The organism is Burkholderia sp. AU4i (assembly GCF_000466765.1).
Lineage (GTDB): Bacteria > Pseudomonadota > Gammaproteobacteria > Burkholderiales > Burkholderiaceae > Burkholderia > Burkholderia cepacia.
In genome coordinates this window covers 17,295-34,026 of record NZ_ASSI01000043.1, presented here as the reverse complement: position 1 = coordinate 34,026, position 16,732 = coordinate 17,295, and the positions used below count along the sequence as shown (strand labels likewise).

Annotated in this window: 16 protein-coding genes; 12 read left to right on the top strand and 4 right to left on the bottom strand. The window is 68.0% G+C overall.

Translation table 11 applies throughout. The features are described 5' to 3' along the window. Window positions 1–4 precede the first annotated feature (4 nt). The 12 genes from L810_RS09220 to L810_RS09165 all read left to right on the top strand — a co-directional run bounded on the left by L810_RS09220 (window position 5) and on the right by L810_RS09165 (window position 12,271). A complete protein-coding gene (locus L810_RS09220) occupies window positions 5–1,180 on the top strand; it encodes a polysaccharide biosynthesis/export family protein (protein ID WP_051392199.1) in 1,176 nt (391 codons plus the stop codon). Then, window positions 1,177–1,611, top strand: a complete 435-nt coding sequence (locus L810_RS09215; protein WP_042973863.1) for a low molecular weight protein-tyrosine-phosphatase — start codon at window positions 1,177–1,179, stop codon at window positions 1,609–1,611. The genes L810_RS09220 and L810_RS09215 overlap by 4 nt, the downstream gene beginning before the upstream one ends. 54 nt (window positions 1,612–1,665) lie before the next feature. Then, on the top strand, window positions 1,666–3,903 hold the full coding sequence (locus L810_RS09210) for a polysaccharide biosynthesis tyrosine autokinase (RefSeq protein ID WP_042973860.1): 2,238 nt from the start codon (window positions 1,666–1,668) through the stop codon (window positions 3,901–3,903). Window positions 3,904–3,966: 63 nt separating this feature from the next. Next, on the top strand, window positions 3,967–5,199 hold the full coding sequence (locus L810_RS09205) for a lipopolysaccharide biosynthesis protein (protein ID WP_021158104.1): 1,233 nt from the start codon (window positions 3,967–3,969) through the stop codon (window positions 5,197–5,199). Window positions 5,200–5,227: 28 nt separating this feature from the next. Beyond that, window positions 5,228–6,427, top strand: coding sequence for a capsular polysaccharide export protein, LipB/KpsS family (locus L810_RS09200; RefSeq protein WP_021158103.1), 1,200 nt, complete (start codon window positions 5,228–5,230; stop codon window positions 6,425–6,427). Window position 6,428: 1 nt separating this feature from the next. Next, window positions 6,429–6,959 (top strand): serine O-acetyltransferase, encoded by a 531-nt coding sequence (locus L810_RS09195; RefSeq protein ID WP_021158102.1) that lies wholly within the window; start codon window positions 6,429–6,431, stop codon window positions 6,957–6,959. Continuing rightward, on the top strand, window positions 6,956–7,930 hold the full coding sequence (locus L810_RS09190; RefSeq protein WP_021158101.1) for a glycosyltransferase: 975 nt from the start codon (window positions 6,956–6,958) through the stop codon (window positions 7,928–7,930). The genes L810_RS09195 and L810_RS09190 overlap by 4 nt, the downstream gene beginning before the upstream one ends. Before the next feature lie 54 nt (window positions 7,931–7,984). Then, on the top strand, window positions 7,985–9,067 hold the full coding sequence (locus tag L810_RS09185) for a glycosyltransferase (protein ID WP_042973884.1): 1,083 nt from the start codon (window positions 7,985–7,987) through the stop codon (window positions 9,065–9,067). An 89-nt stretch (window positions 9,068–9,156) separates the two neighbouring features. Next, a complete protein-coding gene (gene kdsA, locus L810_RS09180) occupies window positions 9,157–10,002 on the top strand; it encodes a 3-deoxy-8-phosphooctulonate synthase (protein ID WP_021158099.1) in 846 nt (281 codons plus the stop codon). Further along, window positions 9,999–10,550 (top strand): KdsC family phosphatase, encoded by a 552-nt coding sequence (locus L810_RS09175; protein ID WP_021158098.1) that lies wholly within the window; start codon window positions 9,999–10,001, stop codon window positions 10,548–10,550. The genes kdsA and L810_RS09175 overlap by 4 nt, the downstream gene beginning before the upstream one ends. Next, complete coding sequence (gene kdsB, locus L810_RS09170) at window positions 10,534–11,358, top strand: 3-deoxy-manno-octulosonate cytidylyltransferase (protein ID WP_021158097.1); 825 nt, start codon at window positions 10,534–10,536, stop codon at window positions 11,356–11,358. Before L810_RS09175 ends, kdsB begins: the two co-directional genes overlap by 17 nt. Next, the gene (locus tag L810_RS09165) at window positions 11,336–12,271 is read left to right on the top strand and encodes a KpsF/GutQ family sugar-phosphate isomerase (RefSeq protein ID WP_042973858.1); all 936 of its coding nucleotides are present in this window, start codon (window positions 11,336–11,338) and stop codon (window positions 12,269–12,271) included. The genes kdsB and L810_RS09165 overlap by 23 nt, the downstream gene beginning before the upstream one ends. 61 nt (window positions 12,272–12,332) lie before the next feature. On the opposite strand, the gene L810_RS09160 is transcribed toward L810_RS09165, so the two are convergent. From L810_RS09160 to galU, 4 genes are all read right to left on the bottom strand, one after another. Further along, window positions 12,333–13,460, bottom strand: coding sequence for a sialidase family protein (locus L810_RS09160; protein ID WP_051392197.1), 1,128 nt, complete (start codon window positions 13,458–13,460; stop codon window positions 12,333–12,335). Between the two features lie 80 nt (window positions 13,461–13,540). Continuing rightward, on the bottom strand, window positions 13,541–14,734 hold the full coding sequence (locus tag L810_RS09155; RefSeq protein ID WP_042973881.1) for a hypothetical protein: 1,194 nt from the start codon (window positions 14,732–14,734) through the stop codon (window positions 13,541–13,543). A 298-nt stretch (window positions 14,735–15,032) separates the two neighbouring features. Beyond that, window positions 15,033–15,632, bottom strand: a complete 600-nt coding sequence (locus L810_RS09150) for a phosphatase PAP2 family protein (RefSeq protein ID WP_021158093.1) — start codon at window positions 15,630–15,632, stop codon at window positions 15,033–15,035. A 29-nt stretch (window positions 15,633–15,661) separates the two neighbouring features. Continuing rightward, window positions 15,662–16,546, bottom strand: coding sequence for a UTP--glucose-1-phosphate uridylyltransferase GalU (gene galU, locus L810_RS09145; protein ID WP_021158092.1), 885 nt, complete (start codon window positions 16,544–16,546; stop codon window positions 15,662–15,664). Window positions 16,547–16,732: the final 186 nt, after the last annotated feature.

The following is a 16,732-nucleotide window of genomic DNA, read 5'->3' as shown; positions in this document are numbered from 1 at the left end:
TGTAATGCAGAGGTTGCGTCAAATGGAGTCGGCGCGCGCGATCGCGCCGCACCGACCAATGCGCGTCGGTTCGCTCGTGATGATCCTGCCGCTGTGTGCGTTGCTGGGCGCGTGCGGCATCGCGCCGGGCATGCGCATGCAGCAGCCGGCGTCGATTCCGCTGCAAGGCGGTGCGACACCGGCCGAGAGCGCCGCGCTGCCGGTGCCGGTCACCAACATCGACCTGTCGCTGATCCGGCGCATGCGCGACACCGAACGCAGTACGCGCGGCGAAGCGCGCGATATCGTCGCGGCGCCGGATGCGTACACGATCGGGCGCGGCGACGTGCTGCAGATCACCGTCTGGGATCATCCCGAACTCGCGGCGGCGCTCGGCGCGCCGGCGCAGGCCGCGCCGCGCGCGGCGGATGCGCCGCCGGGTTTCGTCGTCGACCAGGACGGCACGCTGCAGTTTCCGTTCGCGGGGCGCCTGCCGGTGGCCGGGCTGACGGCCGAGCAGGTTCAGACGCAGCTCACGCGGCGTCTCGACAGGACATTCAGGAATCCGCAGGTCACGGTGCGCATCGCGTCGTTCCGCGCGAAGCAGGTGTATATCGAGGGCGAGGTGCATACGCCGGGCTCGCAGCCCGTGAACGATATCCCGATGACGCTGTACGACGCGATCGGGCGGGCCGGCGGCTTTGCGGCATCCGCCGACCAGAGCCGCATCGTGCTGGTGCGCGACGGCGTCGAACGCCGGATCGACCTGACGGAGATGGCCGAGCAGGGGCGCAACCCGTCGAAGATCGTGCTGCGCAACGGCGATCTCGTGCGTGTGCTGCCGCGCGACGAGAGCGGGGTGTTCGTGATGGGCGAGGTCAACAAGCCCGTGACGGCGTTGCCGATGCGCAATGGCCGGCTGACGCTGAGCGAGGCGATCTCGCAGGCCGGCAGCCTGAACGCGAACACGGCCGATGCGGCGCAGCTCTACGTGGTGCGCGGGATGCAGGACGAGCAGCCGCAGGTCTATCACCTCGATGCGCGCTCGCCGGTCGCGATGGTGCTGGCGAATCAGTTCCAGCTGAAGCCGAAGGATGTCGTGTACGTCGACGGCAACGGGCTCGTCCGCTTCAGCCGCGTGCTCAGCCTGTTGCTGCCGGCCATCAACGCCGGCCTGACCGCGGCGATCGCGACCAAATGATGGAATCGATCCTGATCGTCTGCGAGGGCAACATCTGCCGCAGCCCCATGGCCGAGGCGATGCTGCGTCACGCGATGCCCGGGCGTCGCGTCGCGTCCGCCGGCCTGAATGCACTGGTCGGCCTGCCGGCCGCGCCGTATGCGCAGGACGTCATGCGGATGCGCGGCTTCGACGTGTCGACGCATCGCGCGCAGCAGATCGGCCGCTCGCTGTGTACCGATGCCGACCTGATCCTCGTGATGGACCGTCGCCAGCGCACGTCGCTCGAGAACCAGTTCCCGTTCGTGCGGGGGCGCGTGTTCCGTCTCGGCGAGTACACGGATTTCGACGTGCACGACCCTTACCGCCAGCCCCGATTCGTGTTCGAACGCTGTGCGCGACTGATCGAGCTCGGCGTGTCCGAGTGGTCGAAGCGCCTGCGTATCGTCTGACGCGGCCACAGGTCGATGCCCCACTGGAACCCCATACGCCTCCCCATCGTTGCCATGACCCAACCCTCCGCCCCGCCGCAGCACGCCGCCGAAGACGGCAGCGAGACCGACTTCGTCGCGGTGCTCGACATCCTGCTGGAAAGCCGCTGGCTGATCGCGATCATCACGTGCGTGCTGCTGGCCGCCGGCCTCGCTTACGCGATTCTCGGCAAGCCCGTGTTCGAAGCCAACATCATGGTCCAGGTCGAGGACAGCCCGGACACGTCGGCCGCCAAGTCGTTGCTCGGCGACGTATCCGCGCTGTTCGACGTGAAGTCGTCGGCCGCCGCCGAGCAGCAGATCCTCGCGTCGCGCCTCGTCGTCGAACGCGCGGTCGACAAGCTCAACCTTTTCATCGATGCCGGGCCGAAGCGTTTTCCGCTGATCGGCGACTGGATCTCACGCCATGCCGACGGCCTGTCCGACCCCGGCCTGGCCGGCTTCGGCGGCTACGCATGGGGTCGCGAACGGATCGACGTGGCGCGCTTCGACGTGCCGCGCAAGAACGAAGGCGATGCGTTCACGCTGACGAGCCTCGGCGGCAAGCGCTATCGGCTCGACGGCGGCGATTTCAATGCGCCGGTCGAGGGCACGGTCGGTACGCTCGAGCATTTCAGCTCGCCGCGCGGCCCGGTCACACTGCTGGTCGCGTCGATCGCCGCGAAGCCCGGCGCCGCGTTCGTGCTGGTGCGCAACTCGCGTCTGAAGACGATCGAGGACATCCGCGACCGCCTCAACGTGCAGGAGCGCGTGAAGCAATCGGACGTCGTCGTCGCCAGCCTGCAGGACACCGATCCGAAATGGGTCAGCGACACGATGAACGAGATCGGCCGCCAGTACGTGCGGCAGAACATCGAGCGGAAGTCGGCGGAAGCCGCGCAGTCGCTCGAGTTTCTCAGCGGGCAATTGCCGCAGCTCAAGCAGCAGCTGACCGATTCCGAAGCGCGCCTGACGAAGCTGCGCAACGAGCACGGCACGGTCGACCTTACCGAGGAGGCGAAGCTCGCGCTGGCCCAGACCGCCGACGCGAAGACGCGCCTGCTCGAGTTGCAGCAGAAGCGTCAGGAACTGATGTCGCGCTTCACCGAGCGGCATCCGAGCGTCGCGGTGATCGACGAGCAGATCGCCGCGCTGAACGGTTACCGGAATACGGCCGAACAACAGATCCGGCGCCTGCCGGACCTGCAGCAGGATACGGTGCGGCTGATGCTCGACGTGAGGGTCAACACCGACCTTTACACCGCGTTGCTGAACAACATGCAGCAATTGCAGCTCGTGCAGGCCGGCAAGACCGGCAACGTGCGCCTCGTCGACACCGCGGCGGTGCCGGAAGTGGCGGTGCGGCCGAAGAAGGCGCTCGTCGCGCTGGCATCGCTGCTGCTCGGGCTGCTCGCCGGCTGCGGCACCGCGATCGCTCGCTCGATGCTGTTCCATGGCATCTCCGATCACAACGAGATCGAGCGCCGCCTCGGCCTCGCGGTGTACGCGACGGTGCCGATCAGCGACCATCAGCGCGACCTGGCCGAGGAGGCCGCGCGCAAGAGCGGCCACAAGTCGATCCTGTCGATCGACTTCCCGAACGAGCCGGCCGTCGAGTGCCTGCGCAGCCTGCGCACCGCGCTGCAGTTCGCGATGCTCGAGGCGAAGAACAACATCGTGCTGATCGCCGGCCCCGCGCCGGGCGTCGGCAAGACCTTCCTGTCGTCGAACCTCTCGGTCGTGATGGCGAGCGCCGGCAAGCGCGTGCTGCTGATAGACGGCGACATCCGCAAGGGCCGGCTGCACGACTATCTCGGCTTTCCGCGCGGGCGCGGCTTCACCGAGCTGATCGCCGGCAGCGCGCGCGTGGAGGACGTGATTCATCGCGAGGTGGTCGACGGTCTCGACTTCATCTCGACCGGGACGATGCCGAAGAACCCCGCGGAGCTGCTGCTGAACCGCAATCTCGCGGCGCTGGTCGACGATCTGTCGTCGCGCTACGACATCGTCGTGATCGACTCGGCGCCGGTGCTTGCCGTGCCCGATACCGGCATTCTCGGCGCGGTCGCCGGCACCGCGCTGCTCGTCACGATGGCGGGCAGGACGAAGCTCGGCGAGATCGCCGAATCCGCGAAGCGCTTCGCGCAGAACGGCGTCCGCCTGAGCGGCGTCATCTTCAACGGCGTCAACCCGCGGCTCGGGCAGTACGGGTACGGGTCGAAGTACGGCGGTTACCGCTACGTCGCGTACGAATACGGGGCGCAGGATGCGTGACGCGCACCTCGCTGGCGGCGGCCCGACCCGCGTATCCGGCCGCGTACCGCGCACGGAGGCGAGATGATCAATCCACGGGATTCGATCGTGTCGCTCGCCGGCGTCGTGGTCGGCCAGATCGCGCTGTTCGCGTGCATCTTCGTGATCGGACGGCGCTTCGGGCCCGAGTCGCTCGGCCATTTCAACTATCTGCTCGCGCTCGCGACCTTCGTCGGCACGCTGCTCGCGTTCCGCTACGAACTCGCCTGCGTCGACGACGCGCCGGGCGAGTCGTTCAACGCGTTCGTCAACGTGACGGCGTTGAGCCTGGTCGTGACCGCGGTGTTCGGTTTCGTGATCGCCGTCGCCGGACGCGGGGATCTCCGTCTCGTCGCCGTCTATGCGCTGGCGACGTTCGTGCAGCTGGCCGCCGGGTCCTACCTGAACAGCCTCCGGCGCTACGGCTGGATCGCGCTGTCGCGCGTGGTGGTCAACGGCCTGTTCCTCGCGGGCCTCGTGCTGTCGCTCGCCTGTTCCGCGTGCGGACGCGTCGACGTGTTCGCGCTGTATGCGTGGGTGACCGCGGCGGTGTCGATCGTGATGGTCGCGGCGATCCTGTACTCAGGCTATCGCGCCGGGTACGCGTTCAGGCTGTCGCGCGCTTTCTTCGTCAGGAACCGCCGTTTCGCGCTGTATATCCTGCCGTCGACGCTGTGCGCATCGGTGCTGACCTACGCGCTGTCGATCGCGATTCCGCACTGGTTCGATGCGCAGAGCGCCGGTTACTTCGCGGCCGCGTACCGGCTCGGTTTCTTTCCGGTGTCGCTGATCGCACAGAGCGTCGGCGGCGTATTCCGTCGCGACGCGATCGGTGCGATGGCGCGTCCGGATGCGGGCGCGACGGTGCCGCGCGTGTACCGGACTTACGCCCGCGCGCTCGCTGTACTCGCGGTCGTGTACATGGCCGGCGGGCTGCTGCTGTTCGCGCCGCTCGTGAACCAGTTCTTCGGCGCAAGCTGGCGCGGCTCGGTCGGGTTCTATCACAGCCTGATGCCGTTGTTCGCGCTGCAGCTGATCTACGTGCCGCTGTCGCAGATCTTCCTCGCGACGCGCGCGCAGCGCATCGATTTCCTGTTTCAGCTGACCTGCGGCGTGTGCCTGGCCGGTGCGCTGGGCATCGCAAGGCTGATGAACCTGTCGGCCCCGGCGAGCGTGCAGGTTTTTTCGCTGACCGGCGCGGCGCTGATGGCGGCCGGCATCGCGCTCACGTACCGGGTCCTCGACACGAACCTGTCCCGATCCCGCGCGCTGGCGTGAAATTTCCGCAACGACGAACGAGTACACCATGATCCTGATCGTCATCGATTCCCTCGAGCGTTACACCTTCGCGACCCGGCTCGTGAACGCGGTGCGGCACGAATACGAGTTCGCGTTCCTGACGAGCGAGCCGGTCGCGCATCTCGGCCTGCTGCTGGGCGGCTACCGCTCGGTGTACCTGAACCGGCTGATGCCGATCGACGTGCCCGACGGGCAGGCGGCCGACCGCACGCCGTACCAGCTGTCGATCGAGGTGCTGAACGGGCAGATGACCGAGGCGCGCGCGAAGCGCGAGTCGGCGGCGATCTTCCATATCGCATCGGAGGTGCTGCGCGGCCTGCGGGTCGAGCAGTGCGTGATGTGGAACGGGCAGCAACTGGTGTGCCGCGCGGTGCGGCAGGCATGCACGGTGTACGGCGTCGCGACCCGCTTCATCGAGATCTCGAACCTGCCGGGCAAGCTGTTCGTCGATTCGCTGGGTGTCAATGCGCTGTCGACGATCAGCCGCAACCCCGAGGCCATCGATCGGCTGCCGCTGCCCGACGAGCACACGCATGCGCGCTGGCTGTCGGCCTACGAGCGCTACAAGCAGATGCCGCTGCCGCAGGCGCGGACGTCGTTCGCGCGCAAGGCCATGTCGGCGGCCAACTACGTGCTGAAGGTGCTCAGCCGCGGAGTCGGCCGCCGGCGCCTGGCGAGCGTGCGGGCGCGCAACGGGATGCCGGCGCCGCGCCAGGCCACGTACATGCCGGCCGACACGCTGGCGGCGAACCGCTATGTGTTCCTGCCGCTGCAGGTGTCCGGCGACACGCAGATCAAGTTGCACTCGGACGTCGACAATCTCGAGGCGATCCGCCATGCGTTCGAGTTCGCGGCGAACGAGAGCGCCGACCTGTTCGTGAAGCTGCATCCCGCCGAGACCGATGCGGCCGAGATCGAAGCGATCGTGCGCCTGCAGGAGACGTATCACTTCGAAATCGTCACGTCGCCGACCACCGACCTGCTGCGGCACGCGTATGCGGTCGTCACGATCAATTCGACGGTCGGGCTCGAGGCGATGCTGTACGGCAAGCGCGTGGTGTCGCTCGGCCGCTGCTTCTACAAGGAGTTCGATCGCGAGCGGCTGCTGAAGTACATCCATTCATTCCTGGTCGACGGTATCGACTACTTCGGCGCCGCGCGCATTCCCGCCGATGCGGCCCGGCGCGTGTTCGCGACGCGGCACTGACATGGGCGTCACGTTGCGACAAACCGCCGAGGCGATCGCCGAAGACTGCCGCCGCAATGCGTTCGTGAAGACGCGCAGCGTGGTTGTCTTCTACCGCGTCGTGCACTACCTCGCGTGCCGGAGCCGGTTCACGCTGCTGGCCGGCGCGCCGCTGATCCTGCTCTACATCGTGCTGTGCGACTGGCTGATGGGCATCGAGATTCCGGTGAAGACGAAGATCGGCAAGGGGCTCGCGCTCTATCACGGCACCGGCCTCGTGATCAACGGCTACGCGGTGATCGGCGACTACTGCACGCTGCGGCACGGCGTGACGATCGGCAACACGATCCGGAAGGACGGCACGCTCGGCGGCGTGCCGACGATCGGCGACCACGTGGAGTTCGGCGTGCACAGCGTCGTGCTCGGCGCGGTGCGGGTCGGCGACGGCGTGCGGATCGGCGCGGGCGCGGTGGTGTTGCGTGACGTGCCGGACCGCTGCGTGGCCGTCGGCGTTCCCGCGCGCATTCTCGACAACGAACAGGAACCCACATGAAAGTGTTCATTCTGCATCCCGGCAAGGCGAACTATCCCGAGATCGCCGCTTACCGCAGCCGCCTGGGCACGCACGGGTTCGAGGTGTTCGACGGCGATCTCGATGCGTACGCGCGCTTTCCCGCTCGGGACGTCTGCATCCTGTGGTGCATCATGGGTTTCTATCGCGCGCTGCCGCCCGCGCGGTTCGTGATTCACGACTACCGGTCGCTGTCGGTCGGCCGGCTCGCGGCCGTCAAGGACGGCGTGAAGCGCATGCTGAACGTGCGGCCCGACTTGCGGATCTTCCAGAACGAGCAGATGCGCGACGCGATGGCGTTTCGCGACGGCGTGCGCGCGCTGCTGTTGCCGATGGGCGTGCCGGACTGGATCTTCGATCGGGCCGATGCGGGCAGCGACCGTGTCGCGCCCGGCGGCGCCGATGCCGCGCCGATCGTGTCCGGCAGGTTCTGCTATATCGGCGAAATGAGCCGCGAGCGCGGTTTTCACAAGGTGCTGGCCGCCTATCGCGACGCGCAGCGCGACGAGTCGGACACGCTCGTGCTGGTCGGCCGGCCGGAGCCCGAAATCCACGCCGAGTTCGTCGATACGCCGGGCATCCGCTTCGTCGGCCGCGTGCCGCAGCCGGACGCGCTGCGGATCGTCCGCGACAGCGAATACGCGGTGTGCTTCTTTCCGTATCACCGGCCGCATTGTTTCCAGACGCCGACGAAGCTGCTCGAGTATGCGTCGCTCGGCAAGAAGATCATCTGCAACGACGCGCCGTCGAACGTGCGCACCGCGCACGAACTCGGCATCCAGTGCCACGTCACCGGTGCGACGATCTTCGACGAACTGTTTCCGCTGTCGCGGATCCGCGCGACCCGTCCCGACCCGGCGGCGATGCAATCGCTCGAATGGGGGCGCGTGATCGAGCGGTCGGGCGTGCTCGCGTTCATCGATGCGGCCGCGGGGCGTCGTCCGGATGCGTGACGACGTCATTCGCCGTCGGTGCGCGACGGCTCATCCCTCATGGAACGGATTCCGATGAAGATCGTCCACATGGTCGAATCCAGCGCCACGGGCACGTTGTCGATGGTGTGCCTGATCGCGAATCGCCTGGCACGCGACGGCCACGACGTGCATGTCGTCTACTCGGTGCGGCCGGACACGCCGCCCGCCATTGCCGCGATGTTCGACTCGCGGGTGTCGCTGCGCCACGTCCAGATGAAAGGCGTGGGCCTGCTGCGGACCGTCGGCCGGCTCCGCGCGACACTCAACGAGATCGGCCCGGACGTCGTGCATCTGCACTCGTCGTTCGCGGGCTTTCTCGGGCGGCTGTCGACGCTGTTCGCGCTGCCGACGGCAGCGTTCTTCTACAGCCCGCACTGCATCTCGTTCATGCGCCGCGATATCTCGGGCGTGAAGCGGCTGGCGTTCGTCGGGCTCGAATGGATCGCGTGCGTGCGGAAATGCCTGTACGTCGCGTGCTCGGAAAGCGAGGGCCGCGCGATTCGCGCATGGCTGCGCCAGCCGGTGGTGGTGGTCGAGAATGCGGTAGTCGATACGCCGTCGTCGGCACGGGCGGGCGACGAAGGGCGGCCGGCGGACGGCCCCCTGCGCGTGGTGACCGTCGGCGGCATTCGCGCGCAAAAGAATCCGGCGCTGTTCGCGCAAATCGCGGACGGCCTGCGTGCGCGCGGCATGCGCTTCGTCTGGATCGGCGACGGCGACGATGCATCGAAGGCGCGGCTGGCCGAGGCAGGCGTCGAGGTGACCGGATGGCTGCCGCACGACGAGGTCGCGCGGCGGCTCGCCGGCACGGACGTGTATCTGTCGACGTCGTCGTGGGAAGGCATGCCGGTGTCGGTCATCGAGGCGATGCTGGCGGGGCGGCCCGTCGTCGTGTCCGGGTGCGCCGGCAACGTGGATGTCGTGCGCCATCTGCAGACCGGCGTGATCTACGCGACGGCGGCCGACGCGGTCGCGTGGCTCGAGCGCCTCGCCGTCGACGGCGCGCTGCGCCGGGACCTGGCCCGGCAGGCGAGCCGCGAGGCGCGGCATCGCTTCGGCGAGGCGCGCTTGTTGGCCGAGCTCGTGCCGCTCTATGCTGCGTGGGTGGCGCGCTGACACCCGCATCCGGCTGCGCCCGACCGGCGCGCGCGGCTTTCGCCGCGGCGCAACGCGCCCGACACCGCCCCAATTTCGTGGAGAACTGTATGAATGTAACCCTCAACCCTGACGTCACCGTCGGCAACGACCTGCCGTTCGTCCTGTTCGGCGGCCTCAACGTGCTCGAAAGCCTGGACTTCACGCTCGACGTTTGCGGCACGTTCGTCGAGGTCACGCGCCGTCTCGGCATTCCGCTGGTGTTCAAGGCGTCCTTCGACAAGGCCAACCGCTCGTCGATCCACTCGTATCGCGGCGTCGGATTCGACGAGGGGCTGCGGATCTTCGACGAGGTCAAGCGCCGGTTCGGCGTGCCCGTGATCACCGACGTGCATGAAACGTGGCAGGCCGAGCCGGCGTCGAAGGTCGTCGACGTGCTGCAGGTGCCGGCGTTCCTCGCGCGTCAGACCGACCTCGTGGTCGCGATCGCGCGGACCGGCAACGCGGTCAACATCAAGAAGCCTCAGTTCATGAGCCCGACGCAGATCGAGCACGTCGTGTCGAAGTGCCGCGAAGCCGGCAACGACCGCGTGATCCTGTGCGAGCGCGGCTCGTCGTTCGGTTATGACAATCTCGTCGTCGACATGCTCGGCTTCCGCCAGATGCGTGACACGACGGGCGACTGCCCGGTGATCTTCGACGTCACGCACAGTCTGCAGATGCGCGATCCGGGCGGCGCCGCGTCGGGCGGCCGGCGGCGCCAGGTGCTCGACCTCGCGCGCGCCGGGATGGCGGTCGGGCTGGCCGGGCTGTTCCTCGAAGCGCATCCCGACCCCGACCGCGCGCGCTGCGACGGCCCGAGCGCGCTGCCGCTCGCGCTGCTCGACGCGTTCCTGCAGCAGGTGAAGGCGGTGGACGACCTGGTCAAGCGGCTGCCGCCGCTCGATATCCGGTGAGCGGCGCGACGTATCGCGGGCCCGTGCGGCTGGTGCTGTTCGACGTCGACGGCGTGCTGACCGACGGCCTGCTGCACGTGACGCACGAAGGCGAGTTCATGAAGAGCTTTCACGCGCACGACGGCGTCGCGGTCGCGCTGCTGCGCGCGCACGGCATCCGCACCGGCATCCTGTCGGGCAAGCACAGCGGCGCATTGACATGGCGCGCGGCGCAGCTCGGTGTCGACGTGCTCGTGAGCGGCTGCGACGACAAGGGGGCAGGTTATGCGGACATCAAGGCGCGGCAACGGGTCGACGATCACGAGGTCGCGTATGTCGGCGACGACGTGAACGATCTCGCGGTCATCGAGCGCGTCGGCGTGTCGTATGCGCCGGCCGATGCGCATCGGCTCGTCCGCGCGCGCGTCGACCATGTCGCGTGCACGGCCGGCGGCCGCGGCGTCGCGCGCGAAGTGGCCGAGCATCTGCTGATGGATGCCGGGTTGTCGCTCGACGACGCGTACCGGCCGTTGCTCGAACAATGGAGCGGTCATGACGTCGTTCAATAACGGGCGGACGGTGCGCGTCGTGATTCCGGCGCGGTACGGGTCGGCGCGGCTGCCGGGCAAGCCGCTCGTCGATCTGGACGGCGAGCCGATGATCGTCCGCGTGCATGCGCGCGTGCGTCGCGCGCTGCCCGATACCGACATCGTCGTCGCGATCGACGATGCACGCATTGCCGACGTGCTTGACGCACGCGGCATCCGGTTCGCGATGACCGATACCGGTCATGCGTCCGGCACCGACCGTTCGGCGGAAGTCGCGCGGGTGTTGGGCTGGCCCGGCACCGATGCGGTAATCAACGTGCAGGGCGACGAACCGCTCGTGCCGACGGCACTGCTGAAGGCGTTCGCCGGGTTCTGCGGCGCGGCGCCGGATCTCGGTGTCGCGACGGTTGCTTGCCCGGTCGGGGAAGTCGCGCTGCTCGACGAGCCGGCGATCGTCAAGCTCGTCGTCGATCACCGCAGCCGCGCGCTGTACTTCTCGCGCGCGGCGATTCCGTTCTGCCGCGACGGGCGGCCGGCGGAGGCGGAAGGTGCGAACGGCTCGAACGGCTCGATCGGCGGCGTGTTCCTGCGTCACATCGGCCTGTACGGCTACGCGAATGCGACGTTGCAGGCGCTGGCGAGCGCGGCACCGTGCGAACTCGAGCAACTGGAAAAGCTCGAGCAGTTGCGCGCGCTGTGGCTCGGCATGCCGATCGACGTGATGCGCTGGCCCGACGCGCCGCCCGCCGGCATCGATACGCCCGACGACGTCGCCCGTGTCGTCTCCCTTCTCAAACGGCAAACCCATGATGCGACAGAACCATATTGAATCCGCCCGGCAGGTCTTCGAGATCGAGTCGCGGGCATTGGCCGGCGTGGCCGCGCGGCTCGACGCGAATTTCGAGCAGGCGGTCGAGATCGTCCTCGCGTCGAGCGGCCGCGTCGTCGTCTGCGGGATGGGCAAGTCCGGCATCGTCGGCCGGAAGATCGCCGCGACACTGTCGAGCACGGGCACGCCGGCTTTCTTCATGCATCCGGGCGAGGCCTATCACGGCGACCTCGGCATGGTGACACCGGCCGACACGTTTCTCGCGATTTCGAATTCCGGCGAAACGGATGAAGTGATCAAGCTGATCCCGTTCCTGCGCGGCAACGGCAACGACCTGATCGCGCTGACCGGCAACCCGGCGTCGACGCTTGCGAGCGCCGCGCGGGTTCATCTGGACATCGGTGTCGAGCGCGAGGCGTGCCCGCTGCAGCTCGCACCGACCGCGTCGACGACGGCAACGCTTGCGATGGGCGATGCGCTGGCGGTCACGCTGATGCGGGCGCGCGGCTTCCAGCCGGAACACTTCGCGCGCTTCCATCCGGGCGGCTCGCTCGGCCGCCGGCTGCTGTCGACGGTCGACGACGAAATGGCGCGCGGCAACCTGCCGTTCGTCACGGAGGACATGTCGACGCTCGACGTGCTGGATGCGATGACGCGCGGGCGGCTCGGGCTCGCGATCGTGAGGCGCGCCGCCGGCTGGGGCATCGTGACCGACGGCGACATCCGCCGCGCGATCGAGCGGCATGGCGACGGCGTACTGCGGCGCACGGCCGCCGACATGATGTCGATCGAGCCGTCGACGGTGCGGCCCGGCACGCGGGTCGAGGATGCGTTGCTGCTGATGCAGCAGCAGCGGATCGGCGCGTTGCTGGTGGTCGACGGCGGCGACGTCGTCGGCGTGTTCAAGAAATAGCGAACGGGCGGCTCCCGCGGCGTCGGGTGACGCGCGGGAAGCGTGCCGGCACACCGGCGCGCTATTGCAGGCTTTGCGTCAGCGCGCCGGATGCCGCGTCCTGCCGGAACCGGCGCACGCGCAGGAACGTGATGAAATTCGAGTCGTGCTGGCTTGCCGCGCCGCCTTCCGGGTCGTCGAACGCGACACGCAGCACCGCGACGAGGTCGCTGCCGTCGAATTGCCAGTCGACGTACTGGAAACCGTGCCGTTTCGTGTCGGCGTGCTGCAACACGACGCGCCGCGCGGTCCACTGCCGCAGATCGGGCGACGACAGCAGCACCAGCGTGTTGCGCATACGTTCGAGGTTCATCCGCCCGGCGCGCTTCGGCACCGCGTTCGTGATCGTCCAGTATTGCTTCGACTGCGGATCGAAGCGGATCGTGAATTTCTTGCCGGCGCCGGGCAGGTCGACGAAATCGCGTGCAGGGTCGAACGACAGCGTGCGGCCGTCGTTGCCCGTCGCCACCAGCGCGGCCTTCTCCGGGCCGTTGGGGGTGTTCACGCGCAGCATGACGGCGGGCGCGGCGCCTTGCCGGCCGACCACGTTGCCTTCTTCCCATGACTGGAACTTGCCGTCGAGCCAGTGCTTGTCCGACGGCAGGTGCGCGGACACGCGCCAGTTGCGCGCGTCGAGCAGGTCGCGATCGACCGGCGCGGACAGGACCAGCGCGCGCAGGTCGCCGTCCTCGACGCTTTCATACGCGCGCCACACGCGTCCGCGATCGACGAGCACCGGCACCGGCCCGGTGATGTAGCGCCCCGCATACGGCAGCAGCCCGGTGGACGCGTCGACCGGCGTGGTCCAGGTTTCGCCGCCGTCGTCGGAGCGGCGAATCGTCGGCGTGCCCATCGAGCGGTTGGTGCCCATCAGGTACAGCGCACCGTTCAGCACGAACAGCGACGACCAGTACTGATCCTGCACGTCGCCGAGCTTCGACCAGGTCGTGCCCTTGTCGTGCGACGTGAACACGGACACCTCGTTCTGCGCCGACGCGGCGCCGAACGTATCGAAGCTCGCGACGTAGTCGCCGTTCGGCAGCACGGCCAGCGACGGCGAGCCGAGATACACGCGCGTGGCGGCCCGGCTGTGCGCGATCACCTCGCCGGGCGGCGCGGGCACGGCTTGCGCGTGCGCCGCCGTCGCCATGCAGCCCACGCAGCCCACGCACAGCGCGGCGATCAGCGACCGTTTCAGCGCGTGGAACGTCGAAGCAGGTCGAAGTGAGTTCATGTCAGGTGCGCGAGCGGCTTGCCGCCGGACGCGTTCGGGATGGGACGGGCAACCGTGCGCCGGTACGGCGCGTCCTGGTCGGCCAGCACGACGAACAGCAGGATGGTGAGCCAGAGCATGCCATAGAGCACGTGATACTTGAACAGCAGGATCGGCAGCAGATAGAGCAGATACTTGCGCCGGCCCTTGCGGCGAAACAGCATGACGAGCGTACCGAGGAACACGACGGAACCGGCGATGCCCGCGGCGAACACGAGGTAGACGTAGAACGAGCTGTCCCGCACCTGGTAGCCGCGCAGATGCGTTTTCCCGACGTTGTTGCGCTCGTCCCAGAACAGGCCGCCGCCGAACACGCCCGCGACGACGTCGCGCTCGGTCAGCTCGGTCAGCACGAGCGTCCGGCTGCCGACCGCATCGTAGTCGACCGACTGGTTCACCCGCTGGTCGTACACGCTGTAGAGCCAGGGCACGCATGCGAGCGCGACGACGACGACGGCGATCCGGGTTCGCAGCCGCCCGCGCCCGGTGAGCACGTGCAGCCCGCACAGCGCCGCGCAGACGGCCATCGACGCGACCGAGAAGCTGAGCAGCGCGGTGGCGAACCCGACGACGGGCGCGAGCGTGATGCGCCGCTTCGACAACAGCAGGATCACCGCGCTCGGGACGACCGTCATCGCATAGAACGACGGTTCGGAATACAGGCCCAGCGCGCGGATCGAAATCAGGCTGTCGGACAGCGCCTTGGTCGCATAGAGCGCTTCGGAGTCGGCTTCGCGCACATAGCTGTCGAAGTCGATGAAGGTGCCGGTTCCGAGGTAGAAGACGAGCTGGAACGTGAAGAATGCGGCGTGCACGTAGATCAGCGTCTTGCACGCGGTGTCGAGCGATGCCCGCGTGAGCACGCCGCCTGCGAACATCCAGTAGCTCAGCGCGATGTACGTCTGGATCAGCACGAACTTGATGAAGAAGTTCACGTAGAAATCGCCGAACGCGGACAGGATGAACGCGAGGCTGGTGCTGATCAGCCAGTACGTGCAAACGGGAAACAGGTGGCGCTGCCGGTTCATCAGCGTCGGCGCGCGCAGGAAGGCGAGCGCGCAGAGCAGCACATACGCGGCGAAGGTCGCCCGCACGCTGAACGCGTTGAGCGAGAAGAACAGTACGCTGGCTGAAAAGAGCAAGGTCGACATGCGTGTGCCCGATCGGAGGCTCCGGATCCGCTGCGTGCCGGCCGTGCCGGCGCCGCGCGGCGAGATGTCGTGCAACGCGCGGCAAGATGCCTGCCGGGAGGGCAGGCTTGCGTGCCGCGTCGCACGCGGAATGCGCGTCCGTCGTCCGGGACGAAGCGCTTCGGCGACCGAGGATAGACGACGGGACGGCCAGGCGAGCCGGGATGTCCGATCCGGGCGGCATTCTGTCCGTTCCCGGCGGGGGCGGCCGAGCGGGGCACGTGCCGGAGGCGGGCGACGGGTGTTCGCGCGGCGCCCGTCACGGCTGAAACGCGAATCGCCCGCACAAGAACGGCGAATACAGCTCGATCGCCGCCTGAATCGGCGCGTGGCGCCCATAGGCGGCGGCCGACACGGCCAGCAGCGAGCCGGCGACGAGCGCGCGGTAGCGTGCGTCGACGCGCGGCGTGCCGTGCCGCCACATGAACGCCAGCGCGACCGCCGAGCCGACGAGCCAGCCGGCGACGACTTCCGACGGCGTGTGCGCGTCGTCGAGCACGCGCGCGACGCCGATCAGCGCGCCGAGCGCGAGACCGACCCCGAGCGGCAGCGATCGCGACGAACTCGCCCGCGGTTGCACGCCACCGCTCAGCGCCAGCACGCACACCATCGGCCAGACTGCCGACGCGAGCATCGTGTGCCCGCTGATCACGCGGAAATGTATCGGGCGGATCTGGATTCCGCAGCCGGCGTACAGCATCTTGGTCGCGCCGACGAGCGCCATGCCGGCCGCGAGCATCAGCGCCCACGATGCCGCGTGACGCAGTCCAGCCGTCGAGCGTGTGAGCCAGGCGATGCACACGACGGCCAGCGGCAGCGTCATCGCCGCGTCGCCGAGATCGCTGACGGCGGTCCACATGACCGGGTTCGCGATCGATGCCCGCCTGGTCAGGCGACCAGCAGCGCCGACATGCGCGTGGCCAGGTAGCTTTCGAAATCCGCGGCCACTTCAGGGTGCCGCAGCGCGAACTCGACCGTCGCCTTCAGATATCCGAGCTTGCTGCCGCAGTCGAAACGGGTGCCGTCGTAGCGATGGGCGAGCACCTGCTCGTCCGACAGCAACGACTGGATCGCGTCCGTCAGCTGCAATTCGCCGCCGGCACCGGGCCGCAGTGCGCGCAGATGCTCGAACACCTTCGGCTTCAGCACGTAGCGGCCCACCACGCCGAAATTCGACGGCGCCTTGGCCGGCTCCGGCTTCTCGACGATGCCGGACAGCTTGAAAAGGTTGTCCTCCCAGCGCTTGCCTTCGATCACGCCGTACGACCTCGATGCGTCGGGCGCGATTTCCTCCACGCCGATCACCGACGCGTGATAGTGATCGAACACGTCGATCATCTGGCGCAGCACGGGCGTCGGGCCGTCGAGCAGGTCGTCGGCGAGGATCACCGCGAACGGCTGGTCGCCGACCAGCTTCTCCGCGCACAGCACGGCATGGCCGAGCCCCAGCGCTTCGGCCTGACGCACGTAGAAGCAGTCGACGTGGCTCGGCTTGATGCCGCGCACCAGCGACAGCAGCTTTTCCTTGCCGCGCGCTTCGAGCTCGGCCTCGATCTCGTAGGACTTGTCGAAGTGGTCCTCGATCGCGCGCTTGCTGCGCCCGGTCACGAAAATCATTTCGGTGATGCCCGCGTCGATCGCTTCCTCGACCGCATACTGGATAAGCGGCTTGTCCACGACCGGCAGCATTTCTTTCGGACTGGCTTTGGTCGCCGGCAGAAATCGCGTACCGAGACCGGCAACCGGAAATACGGCTTTCGTCACTTTCAACATGATTTTCGAATTCCATCCGTTCAGGATCAGGCATCAACAATGCCGAGGGAAGGTGGCGATGCGCGCATGCAATCGTCGCTCGCCGGTGCCATATCGTTCGCGCGGCCGGACCCGCGCCGTTCGACAATCGTATGGGCGTTCCCGTTTCGAGTGGCGACCGAATCTAGGCCGAATCCGACAGGGATG